At 30.0% G+C, this 13,379-nt stretch carries 12 protein-coding genes; 4 read left to right on the forward strand and 8 right to left on the reverse strand.

Going from position 1 to position 13,379, the window contains the following annotated elements:
- Position 1: 1 nt before the first annotated feature.
- The gene (locus IMZ30_RS06530) at positions 2 to 1,984 is read right to left on the reverse strand and encodes a hypothetical protein (RefSeq protein ID WP_207037527.1); all 1,983 of its coding nucleotides are present in this window, start codon (positions 1,982 to 1,984) and stop codon (positions 2 to 4) included.
- Entirely contained in the window at positions 1,971 to 5,516 is a 3,546-nt protein-coding gene (locus IMZ30_RS06535; RefSeq protein WP_207037528.1) for a hypothetical protein, read from the reverse strand. Before IMZ30_RS06535 ends, IMZ30_RS06530 begins: the two co-directional genes overlap by 14 nt.
- Positions 5,517 to 5,657: 141 nt before the next feature.
- Here IMZ30_RS06535 and IMZ30_RS06540 point away from each other — a divergent pair, with 141 nt between their 5' ends.
- The 3 genes from IMZ30_RS06540 to IMZ30_RS06550 all read left to right on the forward strand — a co-directional run bounded on the left by IMZ30_RS06540 (position 5,658) and on the right by IMZ30_RS06550 (position 7,018).
- Entirely contained in the window at positions 5,658 to 5,909 is a 252-nt protein-coding gene (locus IMZ30_RS06540) for a hypothetical protein (RefSeq protein WP_207037529.1), read from the forward strand.
- Between the two features lie 519 nt (positions 5,910 to 6,428).
- A complete protein-coding gene (locus IMZ30_RS06545; RefSeq protein ID WP_207037530.1) occupies positions 6,429 to 6,818 on the forward strand; it encodes a hypothetical protein in 390 nt (129 codons plus the stop codon).
- A complete protein-coding gene (locus tag IMZ30_RS06550; protein ID WP_207037531.1) occupies positions 6,815 to 7,018 on the forward strand; it encodes a helix-turn-helix transcriptional regulator in 204 nt (67 codons plus the stop codon). The genes IMZ30_RS06545 and IMZ30_RS06550 overlap by 4 nt, the downstream gene beginning before the upstream one ends.
- Before the next feature lie 46 nt (positions 7,019 to 7,064).
- On the opposite strand, the gene IMZ30_RS06555 is transcribed toward IMZ30_RS06550, so the two are convergent.
- Positions 7,065 to 7,934, reverse strand: coding sequence for a PPK2 family polyphosphate kinase (locus IMZ30_RS06555; RefSeq protein WP_207037532.1), 870 nt, complete (start codon positions 7,932 to 7,934; stop codon positions 7,065 to 7,067).
- A gap of 406 nt (positions 7,935 to 8,340) precedes the next feature.
- Between IMZ30_RS06555 and IMZ30_RS06560 the strand changes: the two genes are divergently transcribed.
- A complete protein-coding gene (locus IMZ30_RS06560; protein ID WP_207037533.1) occupies positions 8,341 to 9,147 on the forward strand; it encodes a prohibitin family protein in 807 nt (268 codons plus the stop codon).
- A 385-nt stretch (positions 9,148 to 9,532) separates the two neighbouring features.
- Here the strand turns inward: IMZ30_RS06560 and IMZ30_RS06565 are convergent, their stop codons facing one another.
- From IMZ30_RS06565 to IMZ30_RS06585, 5 genes are all read right to left on the reverse strand, one after another.
- On the reverse strand, positions 9,533 to 10,081 hold the full coding sequence (locus tag IMZ30_RS06565; RefSeq protein WP_207037534.1) for a hypothetical protein: 549 nt from the start codon (positions 10,079 to 10,081) through the stop codon (positions 9,533 to 9,535).
- Positions 10,071 to 10,562, reverse strand: a complete 492-nt coding sequence (locus tag IMZ30_RS06570; RefSeq protein ID WP_207037535.1) for an RNA polymerase sigma factor — start codon at positions 10,560 to 10,562, stop codon at positions 10,071 to 10,073. Before IMZ30_RS06570 ends, IMZ30_RS06565 begins: the two co-directional genes overlap by 11 nt.
- The gene (locus IMZ30_RS06575; RefSeq protein WP_207037536.1) at positions 10,562 to 11,410 is read right to left on the reverse strand and encodes an alpha/beta fold hydrolase; all 849 of its coding nucleotides are present in this window, start codon (positions 11,408 to 11,410) and stop codon (positions 10,562 to 10,564) included. Before IMZ30_RS06575 ends, IMZ30_RS06570 begins: the two co-directional genes overlap by 1 nt.
- 405 nt (positions 11,411 to 11,815) lie before the next feature.
- Complete coding sequence (locus IMZ30_RS06580; protein WP_207037537.1) at positions 11,816 to 12,199, reverse strand: response regulator; 384 nt, start codon at positions 12,197 to 12,199, stop codon at positions 11,816 to 11,818.
- Position 12,200: 1 nt separating this feature from the next.
- Complete coding sequence (locus IMZ30_RS06585; protein WP_207037538.1) at positions 12,201 to 13,307, reverse strand: PAS domain-containing sensor histidine kinase; 1,107 nt, start codon at positions 13,305 to 13,307, stop codon at positions 12,201 to 12,203.
- Between the last annotated feature and the right edge of the window lie 72 nt (positions 13,308 to 13,379).

Here is a 13,379-nt window from a genome sequence, read left to right on the forward strand (position 1 = left end):
TTTAAATCATTTTAATCCATTCTCTAAGATATTTTATTGGAAACGGTAAAACTGTCAAATCTCCATTTTTAACAAAATCAACATTCATAAGAGGAAGTAATTTATCAAAAAGGTATTGTGAATTTTTAAAAGTATCAATTTTTCTAATCACCGATGCTCTCGAAATAGTTTGTTGAATTCCTTTTCCTTTTATACCAACAAAATAAAAGTGACTTTTATTTTGTCGGAATGAGTGAATATCTAACTGACTGTCTAATAATTCATATCTGGATTTATCTCTTAAATATGATTTTAATACTTCTCCTGTTTCTTGTTTAACTTTTTCGACAAAGGTTTTTTTGTCATTTCTGTTTTTGAAGCAGTGTAGTAGATTTTTTTTATTCCAAATTTCAATTTGATTTATTTTGCTTTTTAACCCTTGCGCTTTTTCTGTTTCAAATACTTCACCTATTAATTTTAATACTAAATCTTTAGTGATATTAATTTTGGCAGTTTCTTTCGTCAATATATCGTTTATTAATTCAAACTCTGGAATTGTGAAGTTATTAGTTCGCTTTATTATATTAATATTCCCAATATCATCCTTAACAATAAATTCGGTATAGTTATCATTACCAAAAGCATCACACAACTCATCATATTCATTTTGATTAAATAAATCTGATTCGAATTTTTCAAAATAAAATTTACCATCCGGTTTAACTGTTAAGTAGTAGAATTCTTCATTATGTTTTATTCCAAAAATCCATTTGTTAGTGTAATTAAACTTAGACCAATCAATTATTGAAATTTTATTGTTGCTAATATCATTTTTAATTGCTAATTCTTTAATAATTGCTTTGAGACTTGCTTTTGAGTTCAGTTTGAAATCTTCAAAAGTTATATGTTGGATATTATTGGAAGGTTTATAAGGGTCATTCTGTTCATATTTTTGATAAAAACGTTTATTGTGAATTAGCTTAACACTATAACTCGTATTGTTTTCTTTTTTAGCAATTTTTGTTTTTGAATTTGGAACAAGGCTCTCAATTTCTTGTTTGATGAAATCAAGATGTTCGTTTGAGCTTTCATCTTTGATTCCATCAATTAGAAAAATACTTTCATTTAATTTACTATAATCAAAAGTATTTAAATGGCGAACAACATTGTTTGCTTTAACTTCTTTAAATTTAAAACTTAAATACTTTGAGAGTTTCTCGTTTATGTTGTCTAAAACATCTGATAATATTCCTATTTTACTGTCTTTAAATTCGTTTAAGTTGCTAAAATCTAAAAATGGAATATTACTTTTCTCTAAAGTTCCTTTTTTTGAAGTTTGTTTTAGGATGAATAGATTATCTGCTTTAACTTTCTCGGTAGATAAAACCCGTCTAAGTGTGTTGGTGGAATGAACAAATGTATATTTTGGGTATTCTTTGAGTTTCTTTTTCGAAAACTCCATTTGCTTACTTAATAAAACACTTGAAAATGTTTTTACATTTAGTTGTAAACAACAATTTGGATCAATATAAAAATCTAACCCTACAATTTTAAAAATTTGTTCTTTTTCTTTTGACTTACTAATTTTTAAATGGCTTGGACTGAATAAATAAAGCTTACCTGTCAGGTTGTTAAATGTTAGTCTTTTATGATTTGGTGTAGCAATTGAGTTAATTATTAACTGGGCTAGTGTATGTGTATCTAATTGTTCAAGTTCTTTTGCATTTAAAAACTTAAATGAAAACTTATCACCATCTTCAATTTTTTCAAGTTGTTTAGATATATCTAAGTTTGTAATATACTTTTTGTCAAATAGTGCGTAAAATGATTTGCCTCTTTCAAAAATGATACTTTTTGTTTTTAATTTAAACCCAATCTCATCAAGCACTAATGCACCATATTTTATATAATCCTCAGAAGCAGAAAACTTAACAACTGTATAGTCCAACAACAATTGCTGGAAGTTCAACTGTATATCTAACTGGTTTGTTTTACAAGTTTGCATAAATGTTTATCTCTTTTAAAATTGAGTGGTTTAATTCCTTTGTTTGTGTATTCCATAAAAACGGAACTTCAATAATTTTTCCGTCAGTAGATTTTACTGTTTGCCATTCATTGGCAGAGAGAATATTAACTATAAACACTTTATCGCCTTGCACTTTTTCTAACTTCTTTCTGATTTTAGACTCTTGATTTTCAAAACCGATTTCTGTTGTTTCTTTCCAGTGTTTGAAATCTACATAAATGTTAGAGTCTTTTATTTTATAATCAAAAATCTCGTATTTCTCAATTGATAATTCTTCAAGTTGAATACCGAAATGATTTTTGAAAATGAATTCACCTATTTGCTCTCCTAAAGTTCCTTTGTAAATATTATTGAACATAACAGGTGTAATAATATACTTATTGGTTTTGAACGATTTTGCCCATTTCTTTTTGTCAAAAAGGTCATTTACTCCGTCTATTTCTAAAAGTTCATTTAGCCTTGCAGTTTCAAAAGAAATTTCACTTCCGCTATTAGATTTGAAATCAACAATAATATTTTTAAAATCGTTGAAGTATTCAGATTCTTTAAGTTCGAAATGGTATTTATTTGATGCTTTTGGTAATTCAATATATAAATCCAAAATTCGATTCAAATTCAAGGTATTTATTTCTTCTTCCGATATAGTTGGAAAACGTAAACACATTTCTCTTAGCTTTTCCCATTCTTTTACTCGTTTTTCGTTCCAACCCCATTCTTCATTTGATATAAATTTTTGAATTATAGAATGAACTTTTTTATTAGTTGCAGTGGCAAGATTTTTAAATTTTGAATCTGTTTGCTGTTGGATTTTGATTTGTTGTTTACTTGAATTAACCAAAGCTTTAAATTCATTCAATACTAAATTATTTTCTGTATCAAAATCGCAAATTAACCTATCTAACTCTTTATCTGCATAGATGTAGATACTTAGTGCCTTTAAATTAGTTCTACATATTCTTCCAATGGCTTGGATTATATATTTAGCGTAGTGTTGTTTTATATTGTCGTCTTGATAAAGATTAACTTTTGGTTTGCCTAAATCTTCTTTGGTATTAAAAGAAGCTAATAAATGTTTAAATGCTCTAGTAACTTCTGTGTTTAATTGATTTATGGAAATTATACCAGCTTGTGTTAAAAATTCTAATTGAAAAAGGTATTTAATAAAGCCTTCTTCATTTAAATCTTTATTAACTTGCTGTATAATATGTGTTGGTTTGTCTAAATAAATAGCGTTAATATCAGTCTTTCCTTTAGTATTCCAATTAATTAGTTTTTTACTTCTAACATTTATCAGATCTTTAGGATTTTGTGCTATAAACTGTAAATTTTGACCAGCTCCCATTGTTTGATACATAGAGATTATAAATACTTTTTTTCCTTTTTCAAGTCGTTTTATTAAGTCTTGTTTTTTGTTATCAAAGTCATTACTGTTTATAACTGTGTAAGCATTTTTAATCTTGAATTTATCATTAATTTTGAATTCGTCAACAAGATTGTTTTCTTCAACTAGCATTTCAAATATCTCTTTCAAAATAGCTAAGTCAAGAGTTTTATCGTTCCATTTAGGTTCTTTGTTTAATAAGCAGAGAAAGCCTTTAATGTCATCTTGAAGTAGAAACTGCTTAAATGCATAGGAAATCTTATAATATCGATTAAGTAAGTAACCGTTAATTTTGTGATTTTTAGCTTTAATTTTTCCTAAAATTTCATTTGCTAGCTCTTTACTATTAAGTAAATTGTAAAAATCATTTTGATATTTTTCAAACTCAACATCATTTGGTTTTAGATAGCCTAACCATTCAGTATGAATTTTTGCTTTATAATAGTATTTATTTTGCTCGTTAAATAAATCCGTTAGAATTTTATTTTCTTCACTATTTAATTCTATAAATTTTGAACCTAATTGTCTTTTAAGATAAGTTATGTCATAATTACCCGTAACTGTCTTAACTAAAGCAGTTGCTGAAATCCCAATAACCTTAGATTTCTCAGCAAGTTTTAATAAAAATTTTTCAGGGGTATTTTGAAAACTATAAATGAATGTTTTCGTTTTAGATTGATGAGAATCGTCATCTACAAAATCATAATACCTAAAACCATTTTCGTAAACGCTCAAATCATAATTAAGTTCGGTTTTTCCGTTTTTGTTTTTTGTTGGTTTTTCTCTCGAACTTAAAATATTATCAATTAAAAAGTTTTTGTATTTGATATCTAACCCAAACTCCTCAATAACTGTACTTAATGCTAAATCAAACGTAAATTCAGCTCTTTTTGGGTTGCTTTCTCTCTCTTGTGTTTCAAGTTGCTGATAATTTTCTGCAATACTTTTTAACACTCCACTAAAATAATTTACAAAGCCTTTTATTTGGTTCAGTAAATGAACCATACTTTCGCCTTTAGGTTTTGTGTTTTCAAAAATTATTTCATTTGTTTTAGATGATTTATTTTTATTAAGACGAATATAACTTTTATTGTTTCTGTAAACAGAATGGTATTGAAAATCGTGAAACAATAAATTTCTTTGATTTACATTTTCATTTTCATGATTTTGTGTTTTAAAGCTATAATCGAGCTGATATTTGGTTACAATTTCTTCTGATTTTTTTAATAAGGCTTCTTGTATGTCGTGAAGTGGTAAACCATAATTATTATCAATTAATTTTTGTCTTTTTTCTGAATGAGTTATAAACTTCTGAGGAAAAATATTTTTAGATAATGCCCAATTGATTTCTGTAAAAAGATGAATGAAATCAATTCGTTGTTTTTTTCCTTTTTCGATTATATTTTTGAGAATATTGTCTTTTGTAGCATCAAATTCATCTATGAAAATAATTGCATCTTTTGTTAAATCATTTTCCAAGAATGAGTATGAAGGTTCTACTAACGTACTATTTTTATGGTAGAATTTATCAATGCTTAGAAAGAACACTTTTCTTTTTGATGTGAATACAGCAGGATAAAGTTCTCCAATCCATTTTAGCTCATCATTGGTTTGAATTGCTTTAATTCGTTCTTGTTTATTAGTGAAATTATCTTTTAGATACTTTTCAATTATTCTTCTAAACTTTGGTTCAAAATCGGTTCTAATTTCATCTTTAAGTTTAGAAACATATACTTTTAATGAATTATTTTTTTCGTTGTTTTTAATTTCAGCAACATTACTTTTTATAGAGTAAAAAACTTTATGGTTTTTAAAATAGTCGTTTATAGAGTTTTCTACATCTTGAAAACGCTTAACTAAACAGTCAGAGTTTGAGTCTAAAAAAGTAATATCTTTTTCAAACTCCTGAAGCTTATTTTTAGGTTTAAAAAAGTCATCTCTCAATTCATCAAAAGGAAGATTCTTTTTAAGATTTGTTACGAAAAATATCTTTCTATTTTCTTTGCAATAGCTTTTGTAATTTTCAAAAATCCAAGTTAAAACTGTATGAGTTTTTCCAGAGCCAGTAGGTGGGTTAAATAATAATAATCCATTTTCTTTGTTACAGTGATTATCCAGGATTTTTTTCATTCTTTAAACGATTAAATGGTAACTTACGTATCAATTATATATAATTCATTTAAATTATCATAATTATAAATTGTTTTTTATTGTTAATAAACAAACAAAAGTATCGCTAATTGTTATTCTGGGCGTTTTTTTACCGTTTACATGGTAGATGATAATGGAAATACTTGGAAAGAGTTAAGTTATAACGGTTATGGTATTTTTGGAGGCAAAGATTTTTATGAATTATTAGCTGAAATGAATGGTCTAACCAATAGGGAAGATGGTATTAAACTTTATTTTGATAAGGATGAAAGTAACGTAAAATATCCTAATTTGGTTGAGCACATTGAAAGTTGGCAATGGCAAAACAAAAAACCTGAAAGATGTCCATACCAAGGTCACTTTTATGAGTAAGCATCAGCTAGCTTAAAAACTTATGATAAGTTTTTAGCTAAATACGCAGTTAACTTTTTTAGTCATAAATGTTATCTACATTTCGCTATGCGTATGCATTTTTCTCTATGATGGCAAATTAAGTGGTGTTCACTGTAGTTTTTCTTCACCAAAAGCCGGCGTATTTATGTTTTAGAGGTTTGGGCGCTGCAATTCCATAATAAGGATTTCAAGCAATATCTTATACAACTTCATTCATATTCATTAACTTTTTTATCTGTTTTGCCCATACTAATACATGTACAAGTTTTGATGTAAGCAATTCTTGTTTTAATGCTAATAAGGTCTAAATTTTAGAAGTATTCTTACTCGATGCTTCAGTAGGGCTTAAGTATAGCTAATGTATTAAGAGTGTATTAAAACAGGGTTTCAAAAAAGCCTTAATTCTATCAAAATGTAAAATAAACTTGACATTGTAAATTTTTGTTGTATATTTGTAAAGTTTTATTTACATTTTATCAACTTTAATCTTAACTTAGCATGAAGAATTTAAAACAACAAACCTTAAAATTAGCAGGCTGGACGTGGTCTTGGGTAGCCACCTTAGCCTTAGCCACTTTTGGTCCCAAATTTATTTGGGACGAGCATTACACGCTAACCACTTTAGCCATTGCCGTAAACTTAATTAATGGCGTGATGATGATTATTGCTAACCGCCGTTATTTTAATGCCATGGACGAGCTACAGCGCAAAATACACACAGAAGCCCTAGCCATTACCTTAGGTTTAAGCGTAATTGTAGGTTTAAGCTTTTCTTTGCTCGACCAAACCAATCTCATTAGCTTTGATGCAGAAATCGGCTTTTTAGTCGGCTTTATCGGCATTACTTACATGTTAGCTTTAGCCATTAACCGAAACCGTTATACATGAAAAACAAACTGAAAGTCTTACGGGCAGAGCACAATTATACACAAGACCAGCTCGCTAAAGCGGTAGAAGTTTCGCGGCAAACCATTAATGCGATTGAAAAAGGAAAATTTGATCCTAGTTTAGTCTTGGCCATAAAGCTTGCCCGCTTGTTTAAAACTGAAATTGAAGCGATTTTTATTTATGAAGACCAAGCCAGTTGAAGTGATTAGCCTAGCACTAACCACGAGCATCTTAATCAACTAGTGCTTAAGATTGGTGTAACTCAGCTTTATAGTCATCAATCTGCTGCTGAAGCTGTTGCGGTAAACTCGGGTTTTTGATATCTGTATAAGTTTGCATCTTTGCTTTAATTATTTGAGCAACAAGTAAACGCGCATGATGTTTAGAATCTGAAGGAATAATATACCAAGGTGCTTCAGTGGTTGAGGTGGCCGAAATGGCAGCTTCGTAACAGCGAATGTAATCATCCCATAATTTACGGTCTTTTAAATCTTCTGGCGAAAACTTCCATTGTTTATGAGGCTTGTTTAGGCGTCTGAGTAGTCGGTGTTTTTGTTCTTCTTTAGAAATGTGCAGAAAAAATTTAAAAATAATACAACCATTTTGGTGGATGCTTTGTTCAAAATGATTAATCTGCTGAAAACGTTGCTCCCAAAAATCTAGTGTTATATCGCTTAAACTATTAATATGTGGTATGTTTTCATGCAAGACAATTTCGGGTTTCACCCTTGAAATCAAGACGTTTTCATAATGCGAACGGTTAAATACCGCATATTTACCACGTGCAGGTAAGGCTTTATAGTGTCGCCACAAAAAATCATGCTGAAGCTCTTGGCTTGTGGGTTTTTTAAAGCTATGAGACACCACACCACGCACATTAAAATCTTTAAATACCTCTCGTATTAAGCTGTCTTTACCAGAAGTATCCATGCCTTGAATACAGACTAAAACCGAATATTTGCCATGCGCATAAAGCGTATTTTGCATCTCACCAAGTTGGCGGCGTACTTTCCGCAATTGCTTTTTAAGCGTTTTTTTACGCCTTTGGTGGTCGAGTAATGTAGGATATTGGTCTAGCTTAATTTGTGTCGTTGCCATAAATTGATTAAAATTCATCTCAATAGTGTTTTAAAGCGCATCAGCAAAATAAACGATTGCATAAGTATATCCTAGGTTTGTACTTGGTTTTTTAAAAAAAGTTGTTTTTAAAGCGGCTGAATGATATCTTAATACCTCAGTTTTTTTTTGAAGCTATAAGCCAGAATATAACTAAGCATAAAATTTGGTTTAGTCTTGATCTTAACCTCTAAAACATGTTCAGTCACTAAAGAATTCAGTAAAGTTAATTTTACCTCATTAAGCTAAGTCTTCAATTAAGAACACTGGTTTTTCTAAAGAGCCTTTGCAATTTTAACTTCAAAATATATTTATAGTCTACATTTAAATTATTAATTGTTAACTATTTGTAAATCAGAAATTAGCAACTGAGTTTCTGGTTTATTTTTAGCTAAAAAATTAGATCATGAAAACAAAACACATTTTTTTAGTAGCATTTGCAGTTGTACTAACGAGCAGTTGTGCGGTTATCAGGCCTGGTGAAGTTGGGATTAAACAAAAATTAGGTCAGTTATCTGATGAGGTCAACACTGAAGGAACCGTTTATTTTAATCCGTTGACTAGCCGTGTAATTAAAGAGTCTACCCAAACTAAAAACATTAAACTCTTTTTAAGCTTACCCAGCAAGGAAGGCTTAAGCGTTAATTCTGAAATTTCTATTCTTTATCGTCTAGATGGTAACAAAGTAGCCTCGGTACTTAAAAACTTAGGTCAAGATTATGAGTCGGTTATTACCAGTGTATTCCGTTCAGCTGCTTCAGATGTTTGTGCTAAATTTTTCGCGAAAGATATGCATTCAGGTATGCGTGCCGTGATAGAAGATGAAATTTTAAATAAGATGAGAATTAATCTTGAAAAACAAGCTGATGGAATTGAATTAATAGCGGTACTCATGAAGCAAATACAGTTGCCGCCTGGCTTAGCGAGTTCTATTGAACGTAAACTGCAAGCCGAGCAAGATGCCATGCGAATGGAGTTTGTACTGAAGCAAGAAACCTTAGAAGCTCAAAGAAAAATTATTAATGCTAAAGGCGAACGAGATGCCCAATTAATTATTGCAGAAGGATTAACCAATGGTATTATTCGCATCAAAGCCATTGAAGCTTTTAGAGAATTATCTAAATCTAACAATGCCAAAGTAATTATAACCGATGGTAAAACGCCGCTTATGGTTAATGATAATCAAACCGTTACGCCGACTTCAAATAAGTAAAGTCTAATGGTGTTTAAAAGGCCTGTTTTTTATTAAAGTAGGCCTTTTTTTATATCGGTCTTGTATATTCTTCAGTGGTGAGGCAAATAAGCCATTTCTAATTTAGATTGAGACCAATGTAATTAAAATACTACGACTTTTATATTAAACCCAAATCTTATCATCGAAGATATGAGTTGTTGGATTTTCTTTCTTCTTTATTTAATAGCCAGTTTTAATTTCCAGGAATTTTGTCTAATATAAAATACAGTAATTATTTCAATTTTCCTTTGGTCATAATTTATTCTAAAATAAAATGTTGTTTGCTCGTTTACAACACATTTATTTAGATTATCAAATTCTGAAGATTTTAGGCAGCTTTTTGGAATGACACGACTTGAATTTTCTATTTCCTCATTTGATTTAAAAATCGCTGTTCTTTGATGCTACTTTTAATAATAATAGCAACAATAAAAATAAGAGAAACAACACCCGAAACGAGAATATAGGTGTAAAACCCTTTTGATAAGTAATCCTTAAAATAAGGAAGGAGTAAACAAAATCCAACTACGTAAACTGCTATGCAGATTGGCGTAACAGCATAATTAATTATTTGTCGAGCTTTGTAATAATTTTTTAAATAGGCGTGGTAAGATTTTTGGGTCATCGAAATGAGCTGTTTTTCCTTGCGATATAGCGAATAAAATTCTAAGATAATTCGCAAAGTAAGACTTGAAATCATTAAAACTAAACCTAAATTAAAGTTGTTCCATTGTCTGAATGCATAGTAAAAAGCATAGATGATTAAAACAACCACTGTTAAAGACATCACAGCAATACTAATATGTTGATTGTTGCGTTGTTTCTTTGCTTTTTTTATAATATTCTTAGGATTAGAGTTATAGCCATCATTAGCTTGACTCTCCCACAATTTATTTAAGTGATCATTTTCCATTTTTGATACATTTTAAAAGTGATTTTCGAATACGACTTAATCGCGTTCGTAATGTTCCGTGTGCTAAACCAACAGCATCTGCAATAGTTGCTTGTGGTACGTTTTCTAGTTCTAATAATATTAATGCTTTATTTTGCTCGTTTAATTGGTCTATACAGTGATACATCTTTTTGATGTGATCTGCCTCGTTGTTATTGCCAGTATCATCAGGAGTATTCGACAATACGTTCTCATTAATAGGGATGTTTTTTTTAGATTGACGTAAATCAGATAAACATACATTTACTGCAATTCTATAAATCCAAGTCTCAATAGAAGATTTCCCTTTAAATGAATTTCTATGTTTCCATACCTTTATAAAGGTTTCTTGAAGCCATTCATTAGCAAGCTCATTATTTCCTGACGCATAGCCTAAGCATAGCCTATGAATTTTAGAAGCCTGTAAGTTATAAATGTTAGTAAACTCTTGTTCAGTTATCATTATTTAGATGATAATATCGTTTTAATTTGTTTAAAAAACCATTCAGGTTGGTCTAGCATTATAAAATGGGCACTTTTTTCTGCCATAATAAAATTGTAATCTTTTAAATTGGCATACTGACTTTTATAAGTTTGCTTAACCATTTCCTTACCATAGGGTTGTGATGCTGCGATTATAGTAACAGGAATCGAAATGTTTTTTAAACTTTCTCTAAGATCTAACTTAAGGTAATCTGTATAGCCATAAACATATGTTTTTCGGTCAGATTCTAGTATCCAGTTCTTGATTTTTTCTTGAGCTGTGGCTTTAAGGCTCATTGTTTTAGACATGGCTATGGCAGTTTGCTCAAAGGCTACATCATCCATTGCCAGTAGTTGATTGTTATATGGACTTTTATACCTCAAGTTTTCGGGATTAAAATCAGGAATCATTAATGCACCAGAAGCAGGAAGCGCATCAATTAGTATGATTTTAGAAAGTTTTAAGTCCTTTTGTGCAGCAAGCCAAGTGGCCAAGGTTCCGCCCAAACTGTGTCCAATTATGGTAGTGTTTTGCAAGTTGTTTTTTAAGATATAGTTTTTTAGAGACTTATTGACTTTAGGTAACCAAGGGAATTCTATGGGTTCTTTTCCGCCAAAACCAGCTAAAGTGACCACATGGCATTCGTAATTTTTTTCAAGTTGCTTTACTAGTGGATTCCAAATACCTCCAGGAACTGTAAATCCAGGAATTAATAAAATAGGTTGTCCATTTCCTGTAACTTCTACACTGATAGGTTGACTTTCATTTTTTGCGTAAATTGAATAAGTAAATACAAATGAGATTAATAATAAAATTAAATTTTTCATTGTTATTAAGTTTTGGTTTCCCTTTAGATGCAGAAATCAAAAAATGTTACATTTTATATTAAGAGCTACAAGGAATATCGTTAATTTGTTTTTGATATGCTTTATTAAATGTTGTAGATACACCTTTTTAATAAAGCAAACTTAGCACTAAATCTTTTACAGCGGTGGTTGAATTTAAAGTGCCTATGAAAGATTATGGTAGAGGTTTTTGAGCAACAATCGCAGGCTTTGTTGGGTTTCTTATTCTTTTAATATAAATTGTTTAGGATACCTTTTTACACGCTATAAAACTTCTCTAAAGCGTGAGTTTTGGCAAAAAGGCGATTGTTGGTCGGCGATGAGGTAGCCAATTAAATGCCCTTGTTTCAGAATTAACATTAAAAAGTCAATACTATTAGGAATATTTTAGTCCATCATCAATATTTTAAACTCCTCAAAATTAATTGGTTTTAAGTGATAATGGTCTTGTAAGTTATAGTATTTAGCCTGCTCTATATCTGAGGGGTTTTCTGAACTTGTTAAAATATTGATACAGATATCTTTTGAAATTTCTAAAGTATGAAATTCAGTTAAAAATTGCCAGCCATTCAATAACGGCATATTGATGTCAAGTATAATTTTATCAGGGAGTAACTCAGGTGTATTTAAATGCGCCTTAATATGGTTAATTGCTTCGAGTCCATTTTCAAAAAATTCAACCTTGATCGTGTTTTGGTTAAGATTTGATAGGTATTTTTTTAAAATAAAAACCTGGATATCGTCATCCTCTACAATTATTATTTTTTTCATTTTATGCCTTGGGTATTCTAACTTTAAAATGCGTGCCTTTATTCACATCACTTTCAATAAAAATTCGACCTTGTAGGGTTTCAACTTGGTTTTTAACCATAAACAAACCCAAACCTCTAGATTCAATATTTTTGTTGGTATGAAAGCTGGTGTAGGCATTAAAAATACGGTCTCTATGTTTTTCTAAATCAATGCCCATACCATTATCTTTAAATGAAAGATTGACTTCATGTTTATTTTCATTAAGTAAGCTAATTTCAAGTTTAGATTCTGCCTTGCGGTCATCTCTATATTTAATTGCATTATTAATTAGATTATAAAAGATGCTCTTTACAAATGAGACATTAGATATAATGGTAAGGTCTTTAGGTAATTGGTTGTACAAGACAACTTGATTTGTTTGAGCTAAAAATTCTAATTCCTCAAAGCAATCATTGGTGAGATGATAAAGGTTAAGACTTACTTTATTTTCCTTAATTTTTGCATCTTCAATCAATAAATCATTAAGTTCTTTAAGTGTATTGGTCAGCTGATTTGAAGATTTAACCAGCTTATCAAAAAGCTCGTGTTCTTCAATTTCAGGAATGTCCATTTTCATGAGTGTCAATAGGCTTGAAATATTCCCAGCTGTAGATTTTAAGTTGTGAGAAATAATGTGGTTAAAGCTTTTAAGTTTATAGTTTTGCTCGCTCGCAATAAGTAAAGCTTCTTTAAATTGATTTTCTTTTTTAATCTGCTCTGAGATATCCTGAAAAGTACCATGAACACCAACGATTTCATCATTATAAAATAAAGGTTGGCCTATGGCTCTGACGTGTTTTAAATTGCCTTTGGCTGTTTTAATCCTTAAGGAAACATCATAAGGTTTTTGGTTGTTGTAACAATCATGAAACACTTCATTAATAACCGGACGATCTTCTTCTACGAAAAAATTAATTCCAGCCTCTAAATCAGGTATAAAATGCGCTTCAACCTCGTGAATCAGCCGGGTTGTATCACTCCAAAATATGTCTTCGTCTCTTAAGTTAACAGACCAAAACCCAATCAGAGCTTGACGATTACATTGTAAAAGCAACTCATAATTTGCAATTATTTTTGTTGGGGACATCAGGTATACTTTCAGTAAAAATAATCAAAAATAGGTATAACTTGCAAAAAAATATCTAGCCTAATACGAGCT

It is taken from the genome of Psychroflexus sp. ALD_RP9 (assembly GCF_017311165.1).
In the GTDB taxonomy this organism is placed as follows: domain Bacteria; phylum Bacteroidota; class Bacteroidia; order Flavobacteriales; family Flavobacteriaceae; genus Psychroflexus.